The sequence below is a fragment of the Candidatus Rickettsia kotlanii genome (assembly GCA_030295365.1).
In the GTDB taxonomy this organism is placed as follows: domain Bacteria; phylum Pseudomonadota; class Alphaproteobacteria; order Rickettsiales; family Rickettsiaceae; genus Rickettsia; species Rickettsia kotlanii.
On sequence record AP027062.1, the window covers coordinates 166,744 to 191,523 of the forward strand.

A 24,780-nucleotide genomic window follows, 5' to 3' on the forward strand; every position below is an offset into this window, starting at 1 on the left:
AAATCTATTAATAAACTCAATCGATAATACAAAATATGAAAACAGCTTTTATCTTCCCCGGTCAAGGGTTGCAATTGATCGGCATGGGAAAAGATTTTTATGATAATTTTAAACCCGCCAAAGAAACTTTTCAAATCGTTGATGAAGTACTAAACCGAAAACTCACTGATATAATTTTTAATGGACCTTCTGAAGAACTTACCTTAACCACTAACGCACAACCGGCATTAATGGCAGTATCTATGGCAATAATAAATATTATCAAAGCTGAAACCGGTAAAAGTTTGGATAGTCTTTGCGATTATGCTGCCGGTCATTCGCTAGGTGAATATAGTGCTTTATGTAGTACCGAAAGTATTAACCTTGAGACAGCAGCAAAACTACTTCATATACGTAGCACATCTATGCAGGAAGCATGTCCTGAAGGTGAGGGGAGCATGGCGGCTTGTATTAATATTCCGCTTCAAAAACTTGAAGAAATATTAGAAGAAATCAACAAAGTAAATTTATGCCAAATTGCCAACGACAACATCGAAGGACAAATAGTTATTAGCGGCAAGACCACAGCTATAGATCATGCTATTAGTATAATTAAAGATTTAGGTTATAAAGCGATAAAGCTGAAAGTCAGCGCTCCATTTCATTGTAGCTTAATGAAACCGGCAGAAGAAAAAATGCGAGCAGCTCTTGATCAAGCTGTAATTAATAAGCCTCTGATACCGATAGTCCTCAATTATACCGCAAAACCTACTCTAGATCCTACAGAAATCAAACAAAATTTAATTCTTCAGATATGCGGGCGAGTTAGATGGCGTGAAACTTTAGAACTATTTCACAAATTAGAAATCGCTCATATAGTAGAAATAGGGGCAGGAAGTGTACTAACAAATATGCTCCGGAAAATTAATTATCCATATAAGTTAAGTAATATAAGTAATTTAGAAGAACTACAGAATTGTTTAGATAACGTTAGTCAATAACTGTCTCTAATAACTTCTGATTCATAAAGTTTTTAAATTAACTTAATATTATTATATGCAAATTAGTTTTAGTTTTTTTAAGCAATTGCTAGAATTATTCACTAGTGATTGGCAGAGCTATTTAGATAAGGTAATAGAGGATTTTAAAATTTAGCCTTAACAGATACTAATGATACATTTTTAAAAGAAGAATGTTATAAAAAAATTGCTCTTATCCAAAAAGACATTAAAGAAGGTGAATCTCCATGGTATGTTGCTCCTTTTAATAAAATAGATCATGCAAGTTTATTACTTACCAATATTCATATATTAGAGCTTGATTATCTAAATCAAATACGGTAAAAGCAGTAAAAAATATGCTGCGAAATAACTTCAAAGATATATAATCCGAAAATTTATATTATTGCTAATAATGAAGAACCTATAATTAAAAACTATACAATAATTAGTAAATGATATTAGAAAACTAGACAGCGAGTTAGTAGCAGATATTCAAATATCATCAATTTTATTTTGTAGGTTTTCTTATTACTCAGTGTACAATCATTTTTATGGCTGCACATTTTGAAGAATTACAAAATTTTCATCAAAATTTAGATAACTTCAATTTTTTAGTACCGTTACAAAAATATATTCCCGAATGCCAACCAAAAGACTATTAAGAGTTTTGTCAATCTTGAAGCAATAACTTGGAATAGATTTTTAGTTAAACATCAGAAATTATTTGAGAACATTCAGAAATATTATTTAGCATCTGTAGTGATAGTGAGCATTTTGTACAATTGTTAATTTCAGACTCTTATCCATCTTAGCTTAAACAAATCGAAATTATAGAGTACTTAATAGCTAAATATAAAAATGATACTAAATTTATTTATTATATAACCCAATAACTTTTTGATATTTGTGATGATAACACGGATATTAAAACTATCGAAGCCACGGCTAAACAGTTTTACAAATATATTGAATATTTCCGTAGTTGGGATGATTTACCTAGTTATTGGTATATGAACTTTAAAGGACTACCCGGATTTGATAAGGAAACTTTGATTATGAACAATTCCGTAAAACCGGGAAATGCTTATATTTAGTTAGAAAAATTATAAAATAATTCTAGAAACTTTGCTTATTAGATGATATAAGGTAAAGCCATGATCGGAGAGATGGCCGAGTGGCCGAAGGCGGCGGTTTGCTAAACCGTTATACGGGTCATATCGTATCGAGGGTTCGAATCCCTCTCTCTCCGCCAGTCTGGACAGTTAGCCAATTCTTGTAGTGCTATCTAAGTATAATCTTTATCACCAAACATATTATAGATTTCCGGCATATATTTATGTTTCAGCCAAATCTCAAGGCTACCGATAACATAAAGGTTATTTTTAGCTCTGCTAATACCGACGCTTAAGACTTTTGGCTTTTGTGTCATTATATTTGTTGCACCTTTATCAAGAGGATGCTGAGCTCCTAGTAGTATTATTACCGTATCGTTTTCTTTGCCTTAAAATGCATGAATAGTGCCGATATTTTAAATGCTTGAATTGTTTTCTCATATCTTGAATTGTCATATATTTCATTCAATTTTCTACAAATAGATTCACTGTAATCTTTATATATTGTAATAATGTAAATTTGTTTGAGCAAATCATCCCCATTTTTCTCTTTTAATACTTGTTTTAATAACTCTAGTAATTTTTGAAATTCGGCTTCCGATTCATATTTATAACGTTGAACCTTATTATCTTTTATATCTATCCATTTTGAAGTACCTAAAATCGTTCTAATATCAGAGTTACAGTCAGAGGTAGCAAAAATCATTTTGTCACCGTAAGTTATTTTGTTACATATTTTAAACATCGGATTTTGGCATCTTCTATGCACTAATAAAGGCAAACCAACTGTAACATCATCTATTTTTGCTTGATATAAAGCATTACGGTCAACTAGGTTTTGCAATGAAACTTCTGAAGGTGACCACTCAAGATATGAAACCTTAAAATGTTCACATAATTTGTTCATTAAATCTTGCTTTAATATAGAAATAGTGTTTGCAGCGGATCACCGACTACTACGACTTTTTTTAATTATTATAGCGGTATCTGCCCTGCTTCATCAATAAATAACCAAGGAATTTCATTATGTTCGGATGTTGCCAACATTTTATCGAATAAGTAAAAAGTTGTAGACATAACAGATATGACCATAAATTTTGCCAAGCAATTTTGTTTATCTTAGGGTCACCCGATGAATGCACTGCCATATCAAAGAAATATTGCAGGCTATGCCAAAAATTATCAGCATTAATATTTATAAATATCTCATGTAATCTTACAGCACTTATGAATAATTTTGATCTTAATTTTTCAAACTCTTTATCAAAGTAAGGAGTGACTTTATTTAAATCTTCAAAATTTTCTTGCCAATTTTTTCAAAATAAATCTTCTTCAAAATCCTTAATATTGAAATATTAATCTTTTAAACTTACGATAGCTAAGCTTATATCGTCGTTAAGCTGTTTTATTTTTTCTACAGAAGCCTCAATTTTCTTAATTTCAGCTTTAATATTCTTAATATCAGTTTTTATCCGGTCAATTTCTTCTGAAGATTTATTTTTTAGCTTAATTAAAGCCCGTTTTTGCTCATAGCAAGAATTGTATTTTGCAGTTTTAAAAAATGCATGAATTTCTTCAAAAAACAAATTTAATAATTTTATTTCACAATCAATTTCAAGTATTTTAGAGCTTTTATAATCAAGCTCTAATTCTAACTCATTTTGCTCTTCTTTTTTTCTGCATATATCACTCCTAAATCCTCTTCCTTAATTAACTTTCTTTTCTTTTTATTAAATTCAATAACTGATGCAATATTTTCATAAACTTTATAAATTTCACTGTATAAATTGTTAAAATCAGCACACGCTTCTTTCCATTCATTATTAATTTCATCTATAGAATTACAATATTCAGGTTTAAAATATACAGGGGCTTTATCTTTACATTTATTATTAACTAGCAGATTAAGATATTGCAGCATTTTATATTTTTCATCATTCTTATCATCGTTTTTTCTTCATCTTTATATTTCTAAAACTTATTTGAAAATCTCTTTTTATTTCCATGATTACCGAGCACCGCAGCAAATATCCCCCAATCTTTCTCTTTTTCCTCTTCCAATAAAAGTTGTTTAAAATAACTTAAATCTTTATGATATAGCTTATATATTTTACTATATAACGATATTTCTTTAGATATATTTTCAACGGCATTGTTATTAGATGATTCAACAACCATACCGTAAGTTTGTAATTTTGGTTTTAAAGAATTAATATGATAATCAAAATTTGGTGTATGTAAGAAAGATTTTTTATTTTGAAACCCGTCCTTAGGATCTTCTAAAATTGCTAAATATGAAGCACGATCTACATAGATATTTGCTGTAAGATCAAAAAGTATTGTGGTTTTACCTGTACCAGGCGGACTATTAACAGCAAAAAGCTTCCCTGAAAAGAGGATGCAGCTTACAGTGCCGCAAGAGAGTGACTCGGCGATGGACACCAACGTGTTGGTTGCATCATAAATGGAGATAACAGTTCTTGTAGACTTTCTTGATGCTTTAAAACATTTATGGAATCCGACTTATCTTCTTTACTTAGATATGTGGCAATTGTTGATTCTGAGTCAAATTTTTCTATATTACTTCGTACAAAATCTAATGGTCTTAGAAAAAAACTATTAAACATTTCTAAAGAAGGAGCAACAAAATTATAAATTACCGGTTTATCTTTTTTCTTTTTATGCGAGGTAACGCTTCTTACGTATATTTCAAAACAGTTAAATAAATAACTTCTGAACTACAAAATCAATCATAAGATTAATCATTTTTAAATCTAGAGTTTAATTCAAGAATCTTGCTTTTTATCCTTAAAATATATTCTCTCGCTTTCTGAAAATACTTCCTCTATTAGGCTGTTATTATCTACAAAATTTGGTAAATCTTTTAATTCTTTTTCTTGGAACTTATCTCTCATGATTCTACCAAGAGCATAAGCGGCAGTAGAGATAACCATCGATCCTTCAATATATTTACCGTTTTCATTTATAGTTAAACCAGCAATAGGTGTTTGTCGGTTGTTCTTGCTTATCTTGATGGTTATTATAATCATTTAAGAACTCTTGATCTAATTTAGTTATATTTTGGATTTTCTTTAAAATCTCAAGTGTAGCTTCCGACCATTTTAAATAACCGAGATAAATATGCCAATGAACTGCTACTTCGTTTTTCTCAAGATCAATATCAAGTTTTGTTTTATCCAGTTTTTCAAACTAAGCATCTTTTAAGAAAAAAAGCGTTTCTTTCTTATCCAGTTTGCAACTAAAACTACCTTTTTTATCGGTATATTCTCTAATAATTTCAAAATATCTATTTAAATTTTCGTTTTTATTAGGAGTTAGTACTTCAATAATCTTCCATACATCGAGGATAGATTTGATTTGTTTATCAGATTGATTGTACACCAAAAGAAGTTTACACTTAAAATAGAAATATCCTAAGTATGAAACTAGAAGAAGGAAACAACTTTTTAATGTTACTATTTATAGCATATAAAAGATGTGTATAATTAACACAATTATTACCAAATTATTAATGATTTCAATAAAATTTAGTATTTATAAATTCATTTAATATATTTCTTTAACCCAAATAGAATATAATAAAGCAAAATAATAAGGAAATTATTAAATATATAGTGTCTAGCATTTGGTCTTCTTGGAATCCTATAAACTGGTCACCAAACATGCAATTAGCTACCTTAGGTTATATATTGTCTTGTTTAATTGATGGGAATGATGCATATCCAATTGAAGATGCACAAATAATAAATAATGACCAGGAATGGCTTAAAAGCAATCAAACTTGTACCTTTTTAATACCCAATTTCCATCTTCTCATTATATGGAACTTACAAAAGAGATACCTATATGCCTAAAAAGATTAAAAATATTTCATCAATTTGATGATGAGAATTATGTACCCAATGAAGCGTTAGCCTCTCATAAACTCATAAATAACTTTTCTAATTTATTGAAGCATTTTAAACTAACTCCTCTTATAGATTCTACTGATTTTAATCCTAACTATTTTATGGTATGGAGTTGGGCAAAAAATTTAGGGAATATTCCTAAATATTTTGGTCAAAAGCTAAAGCGTGTTTGTAATAATATAGAAGAAGCAGAAAATTATTGGAAGAGTTATGAACCGGAGGCATTCTCTCATTTTTCTACCTTGCATGAATTTATAAATACAATAACACATTGTAATAATGCATTATTAGGTTGTAGAGATATTAGATCAGATATATATTACAATGTAGTTAATTCAGATGAATACAACTTTCTTCTTTAACAAATAAAATTAATGCCTATATAGTCAAATGCACATTTAAACCGCTCAGCACACATAGCCATACCCATACCGTCACTGGCACATAAAGTAACTAAGCCTTTTTTAGCTCTTCGTAAGCCTTGTATCAGAGTCATAAGCACACGTCCGCCGCTTGCCCCAATCGGATGACCGATTGTTATTGCTCCACCGTTACCGTTAACATTAACCTTCTCCATATCCCATTTCATTTCACGGTTTACATAAATACTTTGAGCAGCAAACGCCTAATTAACCTCGATAACTTCTAAATCATTAACGCTCCAACCTGCTTTACTTAAAGCTTTTTTGGATGCAGGAACAGAGGTAGTACCCATAATACTTGGATCAACACCGGCTGAAGCATAAGAAACAATACGAGCTAGCGGCATTAAATTATGCTTTTTCAAAGCTGCTTCGGAAACTACCATACGACATGCCGCATCATCATTAATAGAGGAAGCATTACCCGCCGTAACTACACCATTTTTATTAAAAATAGGACGTAATTTACTCAGAATTTCAAGGCTGGTATCAGGTCTTACTGTTTCATCATGATCAAACAAACTAGTAGTTTTTTAATCGTTACTTCGATAGGTAAGATTTCATCTTTAAAAACTCCTGCTAGCTGTGCTTTAGCTGCTGTCTTGTGAGAGCTTAAGACAAACTCGTCCTGCTGTTGTCTGCTAATATTAAACTGTTTCGAGGTATTTTCGGCAGTAATACCCATAAATACTCCTGAAAATACATCGGTTAATCCGTCATACTGCATTAGATCAACCATTTTAATATCGCCGCATTTAGCTCCTGCTCTGATATATAGTTACCGTGCATACCGAGCGACATATTCTCCTGCCCACCTGCTATAACTATTTCATTATCACCCGTCATAATTGAATTTGCTGCAAGTGCTACACTTTTAAGACCTGAACCGCATACCTTATTAATCGTATAGCCACGGCACTTTTTTTGGTATTCCTGCATCAATCAGAGCTTGCCTCACCGGATTCTGCCTGCTACCGCCGGTTATTACCTGTCCAAGGATTACCTCACCTACTAAAGCTGGATCGATTTTGCTAGTAATTCTTGACAAAAAGCTAAATATATTATATAAGTTCAGCACCTTCAGAAGGTAATAACAATATATATAGGCTCTAAAGTTTTAGGGGAAATATCTTTTCATAAAATCTTGAAGTGCTTAAGTTTTTTTTTTGTCCTTAGGGATTTATAATGCTAAGTACCTCATCACGATCGTTTAAAAACAAATTCAGAATGGCATTTTGGCCTGTACATAATTATGAACTCGGAAAGTTTATTCCAATGAGTACCTTAATGTTTTGTATTTTATTTAATCAAAATGTTTTACGCATCTTAAAAGATAGTATTTTAATCTCTGAGATTAGTGCAGAAATAGCAGGTTTTGCTAAAGTTTATTGCGTTACGCCTGCCGCTGCTTTATTCGTGATTATTTATGCTAAAATGATTAATTATCTTACTTTTGAAAAGATTTTTTATTATTTAAGTGCATTTTTTATCAGCTTTTTTGTTTTATTCACTTTTGTAATCTATCCTAATATTCATATTTTTCATATACATCCCAATAATCTAGCTGACTGGATGGAACGTTATCCTCATTTTAAGTGGTATATCTCATTAGTAGGTAATTGGGGTTATATAGTATATTATAGTCTTGCCGAGCTTTGGCCTAATATTTTTTATGTATTATTATTTTGGCAGTTTGCTAATGAACTGACTACTACCGAAGAAGCAAAAAGATTTTATACTCTCTTTTCGCTATTCGGCAACTCTTCTTTAATATTAGTCGGCTTTTTAATGATGAATCTATCATCAGAAGATACTATTATTAAGAAGTTTATGAGTATTTCAGATAGTAAAATCACTTTAGTTCAAGTATCCACAACAATTGTGGCAATTGTTGCTATTATTTGTTGTTTATTAGTTAGATTTATTAGCAAGAACGTTTTTACTAATCCGTTACTCTATGCTAAAGCAAAAAGCGGTAAATCAACTTCAGAACGTATGGGGCTAATTAAAAGCTTTAAATATATTGCGAAATCAAAATATTTATGGCTACTTTTAATTTGTTCGGCAGCTTTCGGATTTGCTATTAACTTAGTCGAAGCCGTATGGAAAGCAAAAATTAAGGAATTATATCCGACTGTAAATACCTATGCTGAATTTAACAGTCTATATATACTTTGGACAGGCGTGGCAATAATGGTTATGACCATCATCGGTAATAACGTTATGCGTATGCACAACTGGTTTGTAGCAGCAGTTATTTCACCGGTTATAATAATGGTGACCGGCATTTTATTCTTTGTACTTATCGTATTTGACCAACAAATTTTATCATTATTTGATGGAGCAATTTTAATGTCACCTCTTGCTCTTGCCGTTTCGATCGGTGGTATTCAAAATATTTTAGCTAAAGGTACTAAGTATTCTATATGGGATACTTCAAGAGAAATGTTATATATCCCTCTTGATGAGGAGCTCAAAACCAAAGGCAAAGCTGCGGTTGACGTGATAAGTGCAAAAGTTGGCAAATCCTCTAGCGGTCTTGTGCAATCTATTATTTTTACTTTAGTTCCAACCGCCACTTTTATCTCAATCGCACCAATTCTAATGGTGGTATTTACTTTTGTATGCTTAGCGTGGATTTATGCAGTAAGAAAAATATATTTTGAATATCAAAAAATAGCATAAAATAAATTATTGTCATCCCGCGACTTAATCATGGGATCTAAGGATACAGTCTGTAACCAAGATACCGTGGTCAAGCCACGGTATGACACCGAACGCATTTCTTGATCCACACGGACAATACCCTTTTTAGCTAGGAACATTACAGCATAAAACTATCGATGTTACTATGAATCAATCTCTCCTAAAGCTTTAGTCTCTATATTATCTAAGAAAACCTCTAAATCCTTTAAGATATTTTCAACATCTTTTAAGATAGGATCAAATTCGTCTTTACTTTGAGAAGAAGGCGGTTTAAATGAAGTTAGGGTAACTTTTTCACTCTTTATAAAATTATGAGACTGAGGCTGATTCTTAAGTTTAATAGTAACAACTTCGCCTACTAGAGAGTTCATATGTCTGTTCTCATTAATTAAACCTGGATATGTAATTTCTAGGTTTTTTGGAGTATTATCTTCCTTGTTCTTACTACGGAATGAAAAAATTCTAGATGATAGCATTTGATTTACATTTTATTTAAAAAACGCCATTATAGGGCAATAATTTATATTTAACAAGCAGTATGGTTAATTGTCATAAACTTTTCTATCATTCTAGTAACGGAACGTTCTAGCTCAATATCTAATTTCGAATAATCAGAAAAGTTAAACCATTTAAGTTCATTCGATTCGTTATTTTTTATAAAACTATCATTATTTACTGTTTTTAGTAAAAATCGTACATCATAGTGATAATGAGCAGGCTCCTTATGAGTTGGTGGAATATAATGGGTGTCTATATCAAAAATCTCCTTATTTATCGTTTTGATTTCATTAATTCCAGATTCTTCTATAGCTTCTTTAATCGCTACATTTAGTATATTACTATCTCCATCACAATGACCGCCTGGTTGAAGCCACTTATCAAGCTTTTTATGGTGCATCAATAAAAATTTAGTTTTATCATTATTAAGTAAAAAAGCCGACGCAGTGAAATGTCCTATTTGTAAATCTCAGCTAAAAGGATTTTCATATTCATTTAAAAATTCAAGCATTTTTGTTTTTGTAACTATTTCTTCAGGATATGTACTACTATAATTTTGTAGTTTAATATATAATTCATTCATAATGATAATTTTTTATGTATAACTTCGATATTTAACTCAAATTTCTCTGCTAAGTCAAATGAAAATAATATCATAAAATTATATTGTCCATGTTTCATGGTAATTATCATTGACAGTTAGTTAATGTTTAGTTATATATCGCATAACTAAAATTTAATATTAACTAATTAGGTTGATTTTTATGCTTAACAAAATAGTCCAGTTATTTAGAAGTGATGATACCAACCCCTTGGTATGGTAAGCTTGCAGTAGTAGGAGCATGTGCTGTTGGAATTTATGTGATAGCAGGTGATTTTACTTAAATCTCCGGCTTTTATTCTCAAATGTGTTCCCGATGTAGTAGCAACGATGAGAGCAATTCTAGCATATGAGCATTTTATACAGAAGTAACTTCACAAGAAAGTCCGATGGAATTGATAGGAAATGAGGCACAAGCTGAAATATAATGATAAAATATTTTTAACGAATTTAGAGGACAACGCCGACTCTAAATTCGTATTCATTGACCATTCAAACCGTTTTTTAGTCTAATTTTGACTTGTTTTAAAGAACGAGGAGTTGCGTCTGTAACTTCAATTTCAACATTTTCTGAAATATCTATTCTAGTACCAATAGCCGGAACACTACTGACTCTAGTCAATACTAATCCACCTATCGTATCAAATTCATCATCATCATTTTGTAGCTTTTCTCCTATTATTTCTTCAAGCACTTCTACTTCAACACGTGCATTTGAAATAATTGTTGAGTTATTAATAATCTTGAAATTATCGCTATCTAATTGCTCATCATGCTCATCATCTATTCGTCCTACTATTTCTTCTATAAGATCTTCAATAGTAACTAAACCGTCAGTACCGCCATACTCATCAACAACTATTGCAATATGCGTTCTCTCACGACGCATTTTTGCTAGCAAATCTAATAATTTCATAGAAGGAGCTGCAATTATATGCTTACGTATAAGCTTTTTTAAACAACCGTTTTGCTTTGTAGCCAATGCTTTAAATAAATCCTTGATATGAATGAACCCTACTACATTATCCAAAGTACCGTCATATATAAGAGTTCGTGTATGTGGGACTTCTAACTTAATAGATTCACTTAATTCTTCTAGATTCGTAGTTAATTTTATTGCCGCAATATCGGAACGCGGTACCATTATATCTTCAATAGTTTTATCTTCTAGCTCCAATAAATTAGCTAAAATATTACGCTCATCTAAAGTCATTTTTTGGCTATTAATTTTAAGGCGTTTTATGACACCAAAAAAATTATCGGGCGTTTTTGTTTTTCTAAAAAAATTTTTTATCGGAGAGAATAATTTTCGTACAGTAAAAATTAACTTATTATTTTGATTTTTTTTACTAGAATCTTCTTTTTTTGAAGATTTTAACATAAATTTTTTTACTTAGTTAATAAGGGGAGAAAATACCAAAATATGATAATATTTCAATTTCTAGATTTTCCATAATATTTGCTTCTGTGTCATTTTGATGATCAAACCCAATTAAGTGTAAAATACTATGTATTAAAAGATGAATAAAATGATTCTCAAAAGTTTTTTGCTGCTCGCACGATTCATTATATATTACCTCATAACAAAATGCTATATCACCTAAATGCATATAATCAGAGTCACCTAAAAATTCAAGTTTAGAATATAAATCCTGCCAATGTAATTCGTTGCTTGGAAAAGAAAGAACGTTAGTAGCTTTTTCTATATTACGAAATTGTTTGTTTAAGGTCAATATTTCTGCAGGATTTGTTAGTAAAATTGATAATTCAAATTGTTTTATTTTACTAAAATTATCAAACCGCAATAAAATATTTTGAGTTATTTTTTTGATTAAACTCTTATTTATCTGCTTATGCTCACGCCATTTGTTGTAGTTTCTTACAATTTCTATGTTTATCATTGTACTAAATATTGAATGAATAGTCGTTATAGACTTAGCTGCAACTTAAGAGCATACTTTAAAAACTGTATATCCTTATTAGAGATAACGTTAATTTTAGATTTTAATCTTAATTTGCTTACTGTCATTATTTGATCAGTTATGACTTTACCTTTTTAATACCTATCATTACGTAGGCTTCACAAGGATAGCATTTATCGATGTTACTAGTTAAAGGTATTACTTGCACACGATTTAATGAAGCATTTGAGTAATTATTGCCGGTCTTACCTTAGCGACTTCCCCACCTAACACAGGATCAAAGTCGACCACCATACACCTCACCTCTTGTCATAAAAATTGCGTTCTATTAACCCTTCTAACCCACTCATTGGCCTTCTCCTCAGCTTTTGTATCTTGAGCCCTGGCTTTGTAAGCGGCTCCAAGCTCCTCATTAATTACATAAGGTTTTAACACAAGTTGCTCAATAAATTTGCTAATTTTAGGTTCACCTATTACAGAATAAAGCCTATAATAAACCACTTCATCTATAGTAATGGATCAATTTCTTCTGCATAAAATACTCGTATACACGTGACACGTATGATATCATATATATAAATTAATCAACATGAGGATTATTTACTTTAGTAAATAAAGATAATAGCTATGAAAACTGACCACACAGGCAATAAGCATGATATTTTAAGACACTAGTTTTTGTTGGTAATTCTCTTTTAATTTTTGAAAATCCTCATCGGCATGGTATGAAGAACGAGTTAGCGGGCTTGCCGAAACCATCAAGAATCCTTTTGTTTTTGCTACTCGCTCTAGATATTTAAACTCTTCCGGCGTAACATATTTTGTGACTTCAGCATGATTTTTGGTAGGCTGCAGATACTGCCCGATAGTTAGGAAATCAACCTTTGCTTCTCTTAAATCATCTATAACCTGTACTACTTCATTTATTTCTTCCCCAAGTCCCACCATCATACCGGATTTTGTAAAAATTTCAGGAGATAATTTTTTGATATTATGAAGTAAGCTTAAAGAATTATAATATCTAGCCCCCGGTCTAATCGTTTTGTATAAAGACGGTACTGTTTCAACATTATGGTTAAAAACATCAGGTTTTGCGTTTGCTATTATTTCAGCTGCTCCTTCTTTTCTTAAAAAATCGGGTGTTAGAATCTCAATAGTAGTATTTGGCGATGATTTTCGAATTTCGCTAATACACTCCGCAAAATGTGAAGCTCCGCCATCCTCAAGATCATCACGATCGACGGAAGTAATTACTACATGCTTAAGATTTAGCTTCTGTACCGCCTCCGCTAACCTTCGCGGTTCATGCGAATCAAGTAAATCCGGTCTACCCGTTTTAACGTTACAAAACCTACAGGCTCTAGTACAAACCGAACCTAAAATCATCACAGTTGTATGTTTTTTTGACCAGCACTCACCAATATTAGGACAAGCAGCTTCCTCGCACACAGTATTTAATCTCAGATTCTTGATTAAATCTTTTGTATTATAGTACTCTGTAGAATTAGGAGCTTTTACTTTTATCCAATCAGGTCGTTTATTTAAATTAGCCATAAAACGGAAATAATGCCATTAATTTTGTCACTTCATTTAATACTTTCTGCTCAAGATCCCTATTATCTTCATTATTTTTTAAGCCGTCTAAAATATCTGCTATCATATGACCGACTAATACAAAATCCTTTTCTTTAAAGCCTCTAGTAGTACATGCGGAAGTACCAAGGCGAATACCTGAAGTGATAAAAGGCGAAGTTTTATCAAACGGAATAGCATTCTTATTACACGTAATCCCTGCTCTATCCAAAGAATTTGCAGCAAGCTTACCCGTGATTCCGTCTTTACGCAAATCCACTAAAACAATATGATTATCGGTACCACCTGTTAATATATCATATTCTCTTTCTTGCAAGCTACTTGCTAAAGCTTTAGCGTTACTTATTACCTGCTGAATATAACTTTTATATTCAGGCTGCAAATTTTCTAAAAAAGCTACGGCTTTTGCGGCGATTATATGCATTAACGGACCACCTTGTAGTCCTGGAAATAATGCAGAATTTATTTTTTGACCTATCTCTTCATCGTTAGATAAAATTAAACCGCCTCTTGGCCCTCTAAGTGTTTTATGAGTAGTAGAGGTAACAACATGAGCGTAAGGAATAGGGCTTTGATGCTCACCTGTGGCAACAAGTCCTGCAATATGAGCAATATCTGCCATAAAGTAAGCTCCTACTTTATCCACGATTTCTCTAAATTTTGCAAAATCAATATTACGAGGATAAGCAGAAAAACCAGCTATAAGTAATTTTGGTTTATGCAAATCCGCTAAGCGTTCAATTTCATCATAATCGATTAAATAAGTCTCTTTATTTACGCTATAAGAAAAGGCGTTAAACCATTTACCAGACATATTAGGAGCTGCACCGTGCGTTAGATGCCCGCCGCTATCTAAGGACATACCAAGAACCGTATCACCCGGCTGTAATAAAGCAAGATATACAGCCTGATTTGCTTGTGATCCTGAATGAGGTTGGACATTTGCATATTTGCAGTTAAAGAGTTTTTTTACTCGTTCTATAGCTAAAACTTCAGCTTTATCTACTTCCTCGCAACCGTTATAGAATCGCTTACTTGGGTATCCTTCAGCATATTTGTTAGTCAGAAGCGACCCTTGAGCTTCAAGTACAGCAGGACTTACGAAATTTTCTGATGCAATAAGCTCGATTACGCTACTTTGACGTAGCTTTTCATACTTTATTATTTCATTAATCTCGTTATCCGTTTCGTGTAAATTATTATTAAAAATATTCATTCACCCTCATATTTTTTTGGTTTTATTGTGTGGATATCTAATAGTCATTGCGAGGAAAAATTGAAAATTTCGACGAAGCAATCTCGTATCAAAATCCTGAGATTGCCACGCAGCCTACGGCTGCTCGCAATGACGGTTATTTATAAAATTAATCGCAATCTCAAGCCCCCGTCCATCTATTGAATGAGCAAGAGATGTTAATTTATGTCCGCTATGTTCTATATGCAGCTTAGATAAATAGTTTGAAGCATTATACATCTCGCTAACACCGACTACCTCATCTAATTCCCCATGAATCAAGCATATAGGAGTAAGCTTATTATTAACTTCCATAGGTGGAATTAATGCACCCGAAAAACCTATAGTACAGAAAAACGGCTCTTTTTGAACTAGTGTTAAATATAACCCTATCATCGTACCTTGAGAAAAGCCAATAATGATAGTATCTTTGTTGGTTAGATTTAACTTGTCCTGCTTTTGCTTTATTATATCTTCAACCTTAGAAATATTATTTGCAATTAGCTTTGTCATAATATGCGGGCTGCGGTCTTGCAAACTAAACCATTGTCTACCATAAGGCATCATATCATAAACCTCGATACCATGCGGGGAAATAAAATGACAATTGGGTAAATAATTTTTGATATAAGGCACAAGTCCTATTAAATCATGTCCGTCCGAGCCGACACCGTGCAGTAATACTACTAGCTTCTTCGGCGGCTGCTCTTTACTTTCTACCTCGGGGTATTCTAAATATTTGCTCATGTTTTTATATGTTTATGTACTTAAAATATTAAGGTTGAGTTAGTAGTATACGAAGGTCAATTTCAAAAAGAGCGAGGAGTCTGCAAGGCAAGGAGCGGAGCGTATACTGAATACGTGAGCACCGCAGAACTGGCTAGACGACTTACGCCAATTTTTGAAATTCACCGAGTATACGCTTTCAACATCTTCTCAAGTTCTCCACTTTGATATAACTCTCCAACAATATCACATCCACCGATTAATTCTCCGTTAATGTATAATTGTGGGAATGTCGGCCAGTCGCTAAATTTTTTTAAATCTTCACGTAATTCAGCATCAAAAAGTACATTAATATCACAAAATTCTACACCTAATTTATTCAAAATAGCTACTACGGTTCCTGAAAATCCACATGCAGGCGACTCTTTAGTACCTTTCATGAACAATACTACTTTATTATTTTTTATTTCATTTTCTATAAATTTAAAATTTTTATTTTCTAGCATTTTAAGACTCAATAATTTATCTTCTAGAATACACTTTCTATAGCAATATATGCAAGCACAAATAATTAATAAAATTTTTGAGATTTTTAGCAAGAATAATCCAAATCCGAAAACCGAATTAATATATAAGAATGATTTTACCTTACTAGTAGCGGTAATATTATCTGCTCAAGCCAGCGATATATCAGTAAATTTAGCAACTAAATCTTTATTTGAAACTTATGATACACCAGAAAAAATTTTAGAACTCGGCGAAGAAGGACTTAAAAAATATATAAAATCTATCGGACTATTTAACAGCAAAGCAAAAAATATTATCGCATTATGTAAAATATTGATCAGCAATTATCAAGCTTCAGTACCGAATGATTTTAAGGAATTAATTAAACTACCGGGCGTTGGCAGAAAAACTGCTAATGTTGTACTAAATTGCTTATTCGGCATGCCTACAATGGCAGTTGATACGCATGTCTTTAGAGTAGCCAAAAGGATCAAACTTGCTAAAGGCGGTACTCCTGAAATAGTAGAAAAAGAGCTACTGCAGATTATCGATAAAAAATGGCTAACACATGCCCATCACTGGCTAATTCTGCACGGCAAATATATATGCAAAGCTAGAAAACCCGATTGCGAAATCTGCCCTATTAAAGAGCATTGCGATTATTATTTTAACCTTAAATAATGAGTTATAGTAAATCTTATAAATTACCAATTATTTCTGAATAATATTCATGTTCTATAGGTTTAAGATCAAGCATTGCTAATGTTTCTAAATGACAAGTAACGAATGGTGCACCTTTTACCTTACCACCTGAATAGATACGGATGCTTGCAAAACCAAGCGAATTCTCCTTCCATTTGTGCACTAGTTAATTCATGTAATACCGTTTTTATCATAAAGATTAAATAAAGTTTTGTCATTATCCTCAATAAGTTTTATAGGGTTTTGTTTATTACCTAAATTTTCGTGCTGATGTCCCATATATTTTATCTAAAACTTCTTTTTTCTCATATTCTTTAAGAATTATTTTGTCATTTCCTTTACCGATACAGTAATCATATATTCTTTTTTATTAGAATAAATATCTTTGGCACAGGCGGCAATAAAACTATGAAGTTTAACTGCAAGATTTTTATGTTTTATAATAAAAGGTTTTGCTTGATATATTGGAAGTCTTGCTATACCAGAATGTGAGATAAAGCTTGCATTGTAAGAAGTCAGCATGGTTATAAACATCTCCATAGATGAAGTATCACGCGAGTCACCTTTGTGTCATATTTTATTGGAAACAAAGGCTACATAATACATCGGCTAAGCTTTGATCATGATAATCTAAGCTAGCGGAAAAGGCATACTTCTCCTTATCAAAAATTTTTATCACCAGATCATTGCCTTGATAAGCACTTTGAAAGCTACTCTGCTTACCCAAAAAATCTTGCCAAAAGACATATTCGCTCCGTTGACTTTTACCATATAAAAATGTAAATCACCTTCCTATTTATAATGATGAATTTCTGAATTTACTTTTTGTATTTGTGTCTCTTGTAACTAAAATATCTTATGTGATTATAAAGATACGGCTAAGTGATGTGTACAAATACTTTAAATTTTAATATATTTGCGAGTTGACAATTTTGGGCTTACTTCATAATATCTAAGCTCAATTTGATAAAGGTAAAATTTATGCGTTTAGCACTTATAACTGCTATATTAGTAGCTGTAGCTTTCTTAACAAGTGCTTGTAATACAATGCAAAGTACAGGTCAAGATATGCAGGCAGCCGGTAAAAAACTTAAAGATTCAGCAGCAAGCAATAAGCCTCAAAAAGGTTGCGGCTGTCCTCACAGCTCAGCTAACTAAATATACTGTTTTTTATAATGGGTCGTCTGCTGATTCCTCATTTACTCGAAGTATATATCGCAGACGACTTTTTATTTTTCCGCCTTATCGATTGCTGCTTTTAGCTTTGCTATTTCTTTTTTTGAAAGTTTAGTATATTTAATTATTGTTTCTAGAGGCTCTTTATCAATTAGCATTTCTTTTGGCTATTTCAATATTTCTTCTAGCTTCGCCTTCAGCTCTTCCTGTCTCTTTCATCTTTTTAAAAGCACTAGTTTCAATTCTAAGCCACTCTAAACGATTTTCATATTCCTCTCTTTCTGCATCATTTAAATTTATTACCTCAATCAAGCACGGTTAATGCTTTTTTTAATACATCATTATCCAATTCTTTCGGTAAATTATCTTTATTTAATAAATCATTACGTGTTAAAAATGCTAGCCATATATCTAAAGCATTTTTAACTTTCTTGACGACGTCAGATAACTCCTCCTTAGAATTCTTAGCAAATTTATATGTAACTCTATATCTTTAAAATATACTAAACCACTTTTTATTTCCTTTAACTGAAAAGAATTATGATATTCATCTGTATCTGTAATACTGGTAAAGTTAAGTATGTGTATCCCTATTATTTTATTTAATGCCGCATAATCTGATCCCTATTTCAGTTGCTCCGTATACATTTTTGTCCAGTAATACAAAGCTCTTTTATCGTAATCCGTTGCATCAGTTACTTGGATTCCGATATTATATCTAATATTATTTTCTCTCTTTATTTTAGCATATTCTGAGGTAAATATTCTACTATAAATTTATATTAAATCTTTTGCTTATTCACCAATCTATATATCTCTTTTTTACTATAAACATCTTTAAATTTGTCATAAACAAGTTCGGTAGTAGTTTTGCTACTTAAGTTTTTACTTAAGCAAAGTTCTATAAAATTTTCTAAATTTTTTTGTTGGTTTTGTTCCTGTATATTTCCTGAAATCAACAATACTATCTCACCTTTTAAAATATTATTTTGATAGAACGCTATTATTTCATCTATATCCCCTGTTTTTATTTCTTGATACAGTTTAGTTAACTCACGAGCTACACATATGTCTCGGTTTCCTAGTATTTCCTTAGCTACCGATAAAGTATTTATCAAACGAGGGGCCGTTTCAAAAAAAATCAAAGTAGCCTTAAGATTTACTAGTTCAGAAAAAATCTTTTTCTTACTTTCTATAGTTTTAGGTAAAAACCCGTGAAATAAAAATCGATCAGTAGGAAGAGCTGATAAAGTTAGAGCAGTAACCGGTGCAGATACTCCCGGTACTACGTCTATATGATAATTAAGATTGCATATATCTCTAACTAACTTGTAGCCGGGATCGGAAATTAAAGGAGTCCCTGCATCAGAAATTAAGCTTATTATATTGCCCGATTTTATTAAACTTATGATATTTTCTCTATCTTTCTCGTCACTATGATCATTATAAATTTGTAATTTTGTATGAATGTCATGTTTTGCTAGCAATTTTTGTGATATTCTAGTATCCTCGCATAAGATAATATCCGAATTTTTTAAAGTCGATATAGCACGAAGCGTTATATCTTCAAAATTACCGATCGGTGTTGAAACAATATATAATCCCGGTTTGGAAAGATATCTAATCATAGTTTTTTAATTTTAAGTAACATTATGGCTAGTATAAAACATAAACTACGAATCGTTCTATCATTTTTTTGCTTGATATATTTAACGTCCTGTCAAACTCCTAAAGAAGAACCTATAAGTCTTCCTAAAAAAGAACAAACAGAAATTGAGATTGCAATTTTAATGCCAAATCAGGGCCCTGATAGTATTGTCGGGAAACAATATAAAGATTTAATTAAAATGGGACTTAACGACGGAATCAAATCTTACATACATGTTACTTCTTACGATGGTTCAGACGAAAAAAACGTTTTAGCCGCTATGGATAAAATAGTAGCACGTAAAACTAAGATTATTTTAGGTCCTCTATATTCTAACTTTACCTCTCTAATAGCTGAAAAAGCAAAGGTAAATGATATTATTATAATAACTATGTCAAATAATCCGGCTCTTGCAGAAGATAAATTATTTGTATTCGGTCATGCACCTTTAAAACAACTGATACGTATCATTAATTATTACGCAAGTAACAACCATAAAGATTTTATGGCATTATTACCTAAAGGGAAGCATTCGCAAACTATTAGTCAAGTAATGCAAAATATATTGATTCAGAACAATGCATCATTATCACACACTGAATTTTATGAGGATAATCCTGAATCTATAGCAAAAGCCGCAAGAAATATTTCAGACAATACCGATATTATAAATGAACGTAGCGACACAACAAAACCGATTATTTATCTATCAGATGATCCAAAAAATTTAAACTTACTCGCTGATAGTATTCGTAAATATAATTTAGATAAAAAGGCTATTTTAATCGGTGATAATCGTATTGATATCGATTACCCTGAAAATATCGATATTAGCTTTACCGGCTCTTTAAATTTACTCAATAGCAACGTTCCGGATAGGGCAAAAGACTTAGGTATTAACCATATAGGCTTCATGCATCTTCTTTCTTATGATTTAGGACGTATGACTGCAAACTATATAGGCAATGAATTTGCATCTGAAAGGTTTTTAAATAGAATGAACAGTAGACAACCTTATATAGGTTTATCCGGTAATATTCATTTCATCGATAGAGTAGCTCAGAGACGATATGATATTATTAGGAAAGAGAATGGGACATATTCTACTGTTTCAGGAAATTAGGGTGTTGTTGTATATTGGTCAATCAGTGGCCTGACCATGTGTTGTACGAACGTTCAGGATGTCCCCCCCCTCTTCCGCGGGGATGACATCGAGTAGGTTTTTCAAGCCATGCAACAAGGCTGGTCAAGCTACGGGATGACAAAGGGACACTAAAGATTAATTATTTATTTTTATCACTACCGTCGTCTTTCATGCCGTCTTTAAAAGCTTTAAGACCTTTAGCAAGATCGGACATGACTTGTGGTAATTTGCCGGCACCGAATAATACAAAAATAATTAATAAAACTATTAATAAATGGCTAAAGCTCATTCCCATGATATTTTTGCTGTATAAGTTAAAATTTAATTATATAAGATATTATAGCTCTAATCTAGGATAAAATAATTAAAGAAATGTTTACTAAAAAACAATTTTCAGAATTTTTTGCTACTTTTTTTTATATCGGGAAAATAAAATACTGCCCAGGCACTTTTGGATCGATTGCCGCTTTCCCTCTAACTTATTTCTTAATATATTTTATTGTTAATAACAAAATAATCATTCCTTTCTTAAGTCTTACTCTCGGTGAAGCTCAACTTGTCAGTATATTTATTATAAGCTTTAGCCTATGTTTAATACTCTTAATACTCGGCACTTATTTTACTAAAATATATTTAAATTATACAAATTCAGAAGATCCTAAAGAAGTGGTAATTGATGAAGTAGTAGGGCAAATGCTAACTATCGTTTTAGTATTTTTTTCTGCTTTATTTGCTAATGAATCGTATTTAATTAAACATTTTAGTCCGCTAACAATAAATATTATATTACTTTTCATATTACCTTTTGGCCTATTCCGATTTTTTGATATAGTAAAACCCTGGCCTATCAATTGGTTGGACAAAAATATTAAGGGTAGTATCGGCGTTATGCTTGATGATTTGCTAGCCGCAATGTTTGCTGCGGTAACTCAATATGCAATTATATTTGTGTTAATAGATATTCGACAATAGATTTGCTATAAAAAAAGATCATTGACTAATTTCTAATATAATAATATGATACGATAAATATTTATAAATTTTTAAAGAGATAGTTTTCATGTTCGCAGTTATAAAAGCAGGTGGAAAACAATATAAAGTAGACAGAAATAGTATTATTAAAGTCGAAAAAATTGATGGAGAACTTGGCTCTAAAATTCAGTTTGATCAAATTTTAATGATTGGCGAATATTCAAAGCCTTCTTTTATTGGGACTCCAATAGTTAAAGGGGCTGTAGTTACGGCTGAAATTACTAACCAACTTAAAGATAATAAAATTATAGTCTTTAAGAAAAAGCGTAGAAAAAATTATCGTCGTAAAGCCGGTCATCGCCAAGAGTTGACGGAGTTAAAAATATTAGATATTACCAAACAATAATAGTAACTTAAAAGGAATTATAAAATGGCAACCAAAAAAGCCGGTGGTAGTTCTAGGAACGGGAGGGACTCAGTTGGTCGAAGGCTGGGAGTTAAAAAATCCGATGGACAATATGTAATACCCGGTAATATTATAGTTAGACAACGCGGTACAAAAATTCATCCTGGAACGAATGTAGGGCTTGGCAAAGATCATACAATATTTGCTTTGATAGAAGGTAGAGTAGAATTTTTAACTAAGCGAAATTATAAAATCGTGAATGTTAAAGAAATTGCCAGTGCTTAAGTATTGCGGTTTGATCTACTAGTGTTACGTGGAACGAAAAATGCTTTTTATGGCATTGTTGCGTTGATTGGTAAAATCTACTTTGTCACCCCGTAGCTTTACTACAGGATCCATAAAAACAATTTAAAGTACTAAATTATTAGTATTTTAAGCTGGATCCCACGATCAAGTTGTGAGATGACAACTGAAAAACGTTCCACACAATAATGTCTGTAAGCAAGCTAGATGACGACAGGCAGAAATTAATTATATAATATTCTATTAGGCTTTCTTTACTTATGGCCTTAATAATTCAAAAGTTTGGTGGCACTTCCGTTGCAAATATTGATAGAATAAAAAAAATCGTTCCTATCATAAAAACCGAAATAGTTAAAAATAACCAAGTAATTGTAGTAGTTTCGGCTATGGCAGGTGTTACTAATCAACTTGTTACATTGTGTAATGAAGTATCAAGCCTTAAAAACATTTCTCAATTTGCAGAATATGATGTAGTACTGTCTAGCGGTGAAATAGTCACTGCGTCATTACTAGCGCTCGCGCTTCAAGAAGAAGACATAAAGGCGCGATCATTTCTAGCTTGGCAATTACCGATGCTCACCAATAATAATCATAGTAAAGCTTTAGTAGAATCAATTACTACAGATTTACTAGAAAAATATTTACAGTTAAATGCCGTCCCTATAATAGCCGGTTTTCAAGGAATTAACAAATCCAATAGGTTAACTACTTTGGGCAGAGGAGGGTCTGATACTACTGCCGCCTTAATCGCTGCAGCTATGAAAGCTGATAGATGTGATATTTATACTGATGTGGAGGGAGTATTTACTGCTGATCCAAGAATTATTCCAAATGCCAAGAAGATAAAAGAAATAGATTTTTTAGAAATGTTAGCACTAGCATCAAGTGGAGCAAAAGTACTACACCCTAGAGCCGGAGAGTTAGTAATGCGGTATAAAATAGATACGCGTGTTCTGTCAACATTTTCACCAGATACAGAAGGTACGTTAATCACTTCAAAGGATAAAAATATGGAGAGTGGGATTATTAACAGCATTACTTCTAATAAAAATTTATTAAAAATATCTGTAAAGAGCATTTCTTTAAGTTTTTTGCAAATTGCAAATATGATTACACAAAATAATAATCATATTGAGTTTATGCAAGAGATAAAAAATAATGAAGAATATAGTTTTATTACAAACTTAACCGATAAAAATAATTTACAAGCTTTACTGACTAATTTAAAAGATGATAAGCAGATACAAGGTTTTACTTTTGATACTGAAATTGCTACAATCTCTCTTATTGGTTATGGGATTAAAAATGATTGTAAATTACTTGAAACGATATTATCAAAGTTAACGAAAGATAATATAAATGTTAACATGATACAATTATCAGAAGTTAAAATTAACTTATTCATAAATGATCAAGATGTAGAAAAAACAATTTTTAATTTATATAATCTTTTTAAAATATCTTAAATTCGCTCCTACTACAGAAAAATTTTATAATTTGTAACAAAAAAAGTTAAAAGAGATTAATTTAAATTTCATATATAAGACCTAAATACTTCATTCAATAGCTTAAATTTATTATTTTCATTACAATTATCTTCTATTTACTATTTATTAGTTATATATTAATAAATAAGTCTAAGAGGTTATCTATGAAGTTGTTTTAACTCTCAATTTTTAAGGGTAAATTTTACAGGAAAAAATAATGAGCGAAGATATAAGGTCAAAAGAAAGATTTAATCGGATTAACGATATATCAGAAACAAATAAAGATGGTCCAGAAGAAATTAGAAATAATTTTAAAAAATTTGTACTGAATATATTAGAAACAGACAATATAACCCCGTATAAGTTAAGTGAAAAAACAGGTACTCATGAAACAGCATGGAAAAATTTTCTAGATGGTCGTACAAAAATGCCTGATATGGGAGCAATTGTTGCTCTTGCAGATTATAAAAATGTTCCACTAGATGAAGTCATAGGCAGAGATATAAATAAAGTAAAAGAGATAACGGTAGAAATAAAACAAACTCCGGAAATATCGGCATCTATAGCTAAACTACCAAAAGATATACTTCAAGAAGCCATGTCGATAGGAGAAAAAACTAGAGGATTTATTCATAAACCAACAAATAAAAAGACAAAATCTTTTGCTAAACAAGTTAAAAGTTCTAATAAACCGAAGGGAAGGTCTATCTAA

35 protein-coding genes, 1 tRNA gene and 4 pseudogenes are annotated in these 24,780 nt (G+C 31.5%); 15 read left to right on the plus strand and 25 right to left on the minus strand.

Going from position 1 to position 24,780, the window contains the following annotated elements:
* The first annotated feature begins 35 nt into the window (after positions 1-35).
* From fabD to QUD19_RS01005, 3 genes and pseudogenes are all read left to right on the plus strand, one after another.
* On the plus strand, positions 36-980 hold the full coding sequence (fabD, locus tag QUD19_RS00995; protein ID WP_498808247.1) for an ACP S-malonyltransferase: 945 nt from the start codon (positions 36-38) through the stop codon (positions 978-980).
* Positions 981-1,801: 821 nt separating this feature from the next.
* A pseudogene (locus QUD19_RS01000) lies at positions 1,802-2,074 on the plus strand (hypothetical protein).
* Between the two features lie 66 nt (positions 2,075-2,140).
* Positions 2,141-2,232 (plus strand) — tRNA-Ser (locus QUD19_RS01005).
* A gap of 33 nt (positions 2,233-2,265) precedes the next feature.
* Here the strand turns inward: QUD19_RS01005 and QUD19_RS01010 are convergent.
* The 5 genes and pseudogenes from QUD19_RS01010 to QUD19_RS01030 all read right to left on the minus strand — a co-directional run bounded on the left by QUD19_RS01010 (position 2,266) and on the right by QUD19_RS01030 (position 4,534).
* A complete protein-coding gene (locus tag QUD19_RS01010) occupies positions 2,266-2,409 on the minus strand; it encodes a hypothetical protein (RefSeq protein WP_498808248.1) in 144 nt (47 codons plus the stop codon).
* A 50-nt stretch (positions 2,410-2,459) separates the two neighbouring features.
* Positions 2,460-2,999: a hypothetical protein gene (locus QUD19_RS01015; protein ID WP_498808249.1), complete on the minus strand. Its 540-nt coding sequence runs from the start codon at positions 2,997-2,999 to the stop codon at positions 2,460-2,462.
* A 409-nt stretch (positions 3,000-3,408) separates the two neighbouring features.
* Positions 3,409-3,678: pseudogene (locus QUD19_RS01020) on the minus strand (hypothetical protein).
* Between the two features lie 65 nt (positions 3,679-3,743).
* A complete protein-coding gene (locus QUD19_RS01025; protein ID WP_498808250.1) occupies positions 3,744-4,013 on the minus strand; it encodes a hypothetical protein in 270 nt (89 codons plus the stop codon).
* A 50-nt stretch (positions 4,014-4,063) separates the two neighbouring features.
* Positions 4,064-4,534: a hypothetical protein gene (locus QUD19_RS01030; RefSeq protein WP_498808251.1), complete on the minus strand. Its 471-nt coding sequence runs from the start codon at positions 4,532-4,534 to the stop codon at positions 4,064-4,066.
* Between the two features lie 69 nt (positions 4,535-4,603).
* Here QUD19_RS01030 and QUD19_RS01035 point away from each other — a divergent pair, with 69 nt between their 5' ends.
* Positions 4,604-4,747: a hypothetical protein gene (locus QUD19_RS01035; RefSeq protein WP_498808252.1), complete on the plus strand. Its 144-nt coding sequence runs from the start codon at positions 4,604-4,606 to the stop codon at positions 4,745-4,747.
* Between the two features lie 131 nt (positions 4,748-4,878).
* Here the strand turns inward: QUD19_RS01035 and QUD19_RS01040 are convergent, their stop codons facing one another.
* The 3 genes from QUD19_RS01040 to QUD19_RS01050 are packed head-to-tail and all read right to left on the minus strand — an operon-like array spanning position 4,879 to position 5,494.
* The gene (locus tag QUD19_RS01040; RefSeq protein WP_498808253.1) at positions 4,879-5,142 is read right to left on the minus strand and encodes a hypothetical protein; all 264 of its coding nucleotides are present in this window, start codon (positions 5,140-5,142) and stop codon (positions 4,879-4,881) included.
* Entirely contained in the window at positions 5,072-5,293 is a 222-nt protein-coding gene (locus QUD19_RS01045) for a hypothetical protein (RefSeq protein ID WP_498808650.1), read from the minus strand. Before QUD19_RS01045 ends, QUD19_RS01040 begins: the two co-directional genes overlap by 71 nt.
* Positions 5,294-5,302: 9 nt before the next feature.
* On the minus strand, positions 5,303-5,494 hold the full coding sequence (locus QUD19_RS01050) for a hypothetical protein (protein ID WP_498808254.1): 192 nt from the start codon (positions 5,492-5,494) through the stop codon (positions 5,303-5,305).
* A gap of 439 nt (positions 5,495-5,933) precedes the next feature.
* Between QUD19_RS01050 and QUD19_RS01055 the strand changes: the two genes are divergently transcribed.
* Positions 5,934-6,383 (plus strand): hypothetical protein, encoded by a 450-nt coding sequence (locus QUD19_RS01055; protein ID WP_498808255.1) that lies wholly within the window; start codon positions 5,934-5,936, stop codon positions 6,381-6,383.
* Here the strand turns inward: QUD19_RS01055 and QUD19_RS01060 are convergent.
* A pseudogene (locus tag QUD19_RS01060) lies at positions 6,380-7,527 on the minus strand (acetyl-CoA C-acetyltransferase). The gene QUD19_RS01055 and the pseudogene QUD19_RS01060 sit on opposite strands and share 4 nt — an antisense overlap.
* A gap of 101 nt (positions 7,528-7,628) precedes the next feature.
* Between QUD19_RS01060 and tlc5 the strand changes: the two are divergent.
* Positions 7,629-9,128 (plus strand): GTP/GDP exchange transporter Tlc5, encoded by a 1,500-nt coding sequence (gene tlc5 / locus QUD19_RS01065; protein ID WP_498808256.1) that lies wholly within the window; start codon positions 7,629-7,631, stop codon positions 9,126-9,128.
* Positions 9,129-9,292: 164 nt separating this feature from the next.
* On the opposite strand, the gene QUD19_RS01070 is transcribed toward tlc5, so the two are convergent.
* The 3 genes from QUD19_RS01070 to QUD19_RS01080 are packed head-to-tail and all read right to left on the minus strand — an operon-like array spanning position 9,293 to position 10,230.
* Positions 9,293-9,625, minus strand: a complete 333-nt coding sequence (locus QUD19_RS01070; RefSeq protein WP_498808257.1) for a hypothetical protein — start codon at positions 9,623-9,625, stop codon at positions 9,293-9,295.
* Positions 9,626-9,675: 50 nt separating this feature from the next.
* Positions 9,676-10,107, minus strand: coding sequence for an NUDIX hydrolase (locus QUD19_RS01075; RefSeq protein WP_498808651.1), 432 nt, complete (start codon positions 10,105-10,107; stop codon positions 9,676-9,678).
* 9 nt (positions 10,108-10,116) lie between these two features.
* On the minus strand, positions 10,117-10,230 hold the full coding sequence (locus QUD19_RS01080) for a hypothetical protein (RefSeq protein ID WP_014411033.1): 114 nt from the start codon (positions 10,228-10,230) through the stop codon (positions 10,117-10,119).
* A 215-nt stretch (positions 10,231-10,445) separates the two neighbouring features.
* On the opposite strand from QUD19_RS01080, the pseudogene QUD19_RS01085 reads away from it, so the two are divergent.
* Positions 10,446-10,676, plus strand: a pseudogene (locus tag QUD19_RS01085) (hypothetical protein).
* A gap of 53 nt (positions 10,677-10,729) precedes the next feature.
* Here QUD19_RS01085 and tlyC read toward each other — a convergent pair.
* The 7 genes from tlyC to grxD form a co-directional block, all read right to left on the minus strand.
* Complete coding sequence (tlyC, locus tag QUD19_RS01090; RefSeq protein ID WP_498808258.1) at positions 10,730-11,629, minus strand: hemolysin C; 900 nt, start codon at positions 11,627-11,629, stop codon at positions 10,730-10,732.
* A gap of 16 nt (positions 11,630-11,645) precedes the next feature.
* Positions 11,646-12,149: an rRNA maturation RNase YbeY gene (gene ybeY, locus QUD19_RS01095; RefSeq protein WP_498808259.1), complete on the minus strand. Its 504-nt coding sequence runs from the start codon at positions 12,147-12,149 to the stop codon at positions 11,646-11,648.
* Between the two features lie 330 nt (positions 12,150-12,479).
* Positions 12,480-12,671: a hypothetical protein gene (locus QUD19_RS01100; protein WP_498808260.1), complete on the minus strand. Its 192-nt coding sequence runs from the start codon at positions 12,669-12,671 to the stop codon at positions 12,480-12,482.
* 162 nt (positions 12,672-12,833) lie between these two features.
* Entirely contained in the window at positions 12,834-13,724 is an 891-nt protein-coding gene (gene lipA / locus QUD19_RS01105) for a lipoyl synthase (protein ID WP_498808261.1), read from the minus strand.
* Positions 13,717-14,979, minus strand: coding sequence for a serine hydroxymethyltransferase (gene glyA, locus QUD19_RS01110; RefSeq protein ID WP_498808262.1), 1,263 nt, complete (start codon positions 14,977-14,979; stop codon positions 13,717-13,719). Before glyA ends, lipA begins: the two co-directional genes overlap by 8 nt.
* 114 nt (positions 14,980-15,093) lie before the next feature.
* Positions 15,094-15,744, minus strand: a complete 651-nt coding sequence (locus QUD19_RS01115) for a dienelactone hydrolase family protein (RefSeq protein ID WP_498808263.1) — start codon at positions 15,742-15,744, stop codon at positions 15,094-15,096.
* A gap of 161 nt (positions 15,745-15,905) precedes the next feature.
* A complete protein-coding gene (grxD, locus tag QUD19_RS01120; protein ID WP_498808264.1) occupies positions 15,906-16,229 on the minus strand; it encodes a Grx4 family monothiol glutaredoxin in 324 nt (107 codons plus the stop codon).
* 49 nt (positions 16,230-16,278) lie between these two features.
* Between grxD and nth the strand changes: the two genes are divergently transcribed.
* Entirely contained in the window at positions 16,279-16,911 is a 633-nt protein-coding gene (nth, locus tag QUD19_RS01125) for an endonuclease III (protein WP_498808265.1), read from the plus strand.
* A gap of 16 nt (positions 16,912-16,927) precedes the next feature.
* On the opposite strand, the gene QUD19_RS01130 is transcribed toward nth, so the two are convergent.
* Both QUD19_RS01130 and QUD19_RS01135 read right to left on the minus strand, forming a co-directional pair.
* A complete protein-coding gene (locus QUD19_RS01130; RefSeq protein WP_498808266.1) occupies positions 16,928-17,095 on the minus strand; it encodes a hypothetical protein in 168 nt (55 codons plus the stop codon).
* A gap of 158 nt (positions 17,096-17,253) precedes the next feature.
* Positions 17,254-17,454: a hypothetical protein gene (locus QUD19_RS01135; protein WP_498808267.1), complete on the minus strand. Its 201-nt coding sequence runs from the start codon at positions 17,452-17,454 to the stop codon at positions 17,254-17,256.
* Between the two features lie 459 nt (positions 17,455-17,913).
* Here QUD19_RS01135 and QUD19_RS01140 point away from each other — a divergent pair, with 459 nt between their 5' ends.
* Positions 17,914-18,090 carry an entericidin A/B family lipoprotein gene (locus QUD19_RS01140; RefSeq protein WP_498808268.1) on the plus strand — a complete coding sequence of 59 codons (177 nt, stop codon included), beginning with the start codon at positions 17,914-17,916 and terminating at the stop codon, positions 18,088-18,090.
* Between the two features lie 165 nt (positions 18,091-18,255).
* Here the strand turns inward: QUD19_RS01140 and QUD19_RS01145 are convergent, their stop codons facing one another.
* The 3 genes from QUD19_RS01145 to rsmI all read right to left on the minus strand — a co-directional run bounded on the left by QUD19_RS01145 (position 18,256) and on the right by rsmI (position 19,736).
* Positions 18,256-18,420 carry a hypothetical protein gene (locus tag QUD19_RS01145; protein ID WP_498808269.1) on the minus strand — a complete coding sequence of 55 codons (165 nt, stop codon included), beginning with the start codon at positions 18,418-18,420 and terminating at the stop codon, positions 18,256-18,258.
* Between the two features lie 312 nt (positions 18,421-18,732).
* On the minus strand, positions 18,733-18,885 hold the full coding sequence (locus tag QUD19_RS01150; protein WP_498808652.1) for a PD-(D/E)XK nuclease family transposase: 153 nt from the start codon (positions 18,883-18,885) through the stop codon (positions 18,733-18,735).
* Positions 18,886-18,890: 5 nt separating this feature from the next.
* Positions 18,891-19,736 carry a 16S rRNA (cytidine(1402)-2'-O)-methyltransferase gene (gene rsmI, locus QUD19_RS01155; RefSeq protein ID WP_498808270.1) on the minus strand — a complete coding sequence of 282 codons (846 nt, stop codon included), beginning with the start codon at positions 19,734-19,736 and terminating at the stop codon, positions 18,891-18,893.
* 24 nt (positions 19,737-19,760) lie between these two features.
* Here rsmI and QUD19_RS01160 point away from each other — a divergent pair, with 24 nt between their 5' ends.
* Positions 19,761-20,879 carry a penicillin-binding protein activator gene (locus tag QUD19_RS01160; protein ID WP_498808271.1) on the plus strand — a complete coding sequence of 373 codons (1,119 nt, stop codon included), beginning with the start codon at positions 19,761-19,763 and terminating at the stop codon, positions 20,877-20,879.
* 160 nt (positions 20,880-21,039) lie between these two features.
* On the opposite strand, the gene tatA is transcribed toward QUD19_RS01160, so the two are convergent.
* Positions 21,040-21,195: a twin-arginine translocase TatA gene (gene tatA / locus QUD19_RS01165; RefSeq protein ID WP_392505597.1), complete on the minus strand. Its 156-nt coding sequence runs from the start codon at positions 21,193-21,195 to the stop codon at positions 21,040-21,042.
* Between the two features lie 77 nt (positions 21,196-21,272).
* Between tatA and QUD19_RS01170 the strand changes: the two genes are divergently transcribed.
* The 5 genes from QUD19_RS01170 to QUD19_RS01190 all read left to right on the plus strand — a co-directional run bounded on the left by QUD19_RS01170 (position 21,273) and on the right by QUD19_RS01190 (position 24,780).
* Positions 21,273-21,872, plus strand: a complete 600-nt coding sequence (locus tag QUD19_RS01170) for a phosphatidylglycerophosphatase A family protein (RefSeq protein ID WP_498808272.1) — start codon at positions 21,273-21,275, stop codon at positions 21,870-21,872.
* A gap of 88 nt (positions 21,873-21,960) precedes the next feature.
* Positions 21,961-22,278: a 50S ribosomal protein L21 gene (gene rplU, locus QUD19_RS01175; protein ID WP_004997480.1), complete on the plus strand. Its 318-nt coding sequence runs from the start codon at positions 21,961-21,963 to the stop codon at positions 22,276-22,278.
* 24 nt (positions 22,279-22,302) lie between these two features.
* Entirely contained in the window at positions 22,303-22,563 is a 261-nt protein-coding gene (rpmA, locus tag QUD19_RS01180; RefSeq protein ID WP_498808273.1) for a 50S ribosomal protein L27, read from the plus strand.
* A 278-nt stretch (positions 22,564-22,841) separates the two neighbouring features.
* Positions 22,842-24,047, plus strand: a complete 1,206-nt coding sequence (locus QUD19_RS01185; protein ID WP_498808274.1) for an aspartate kinase — start codon at positions 22,842-22,844, stop codon at positions 24,045-24,047.
* A gap of 238 nt (positions 24,048-24,285) precedes the next feature.
* Positions 24,286-24,780, plus strand: coding sequence for an XRE family transcriptional regulator (locus QUD19_RS01190; protein WP_498808275.1), 495 nt, complete (start codon positions 24,286-24,288; stop codon positions 24,778-24,780).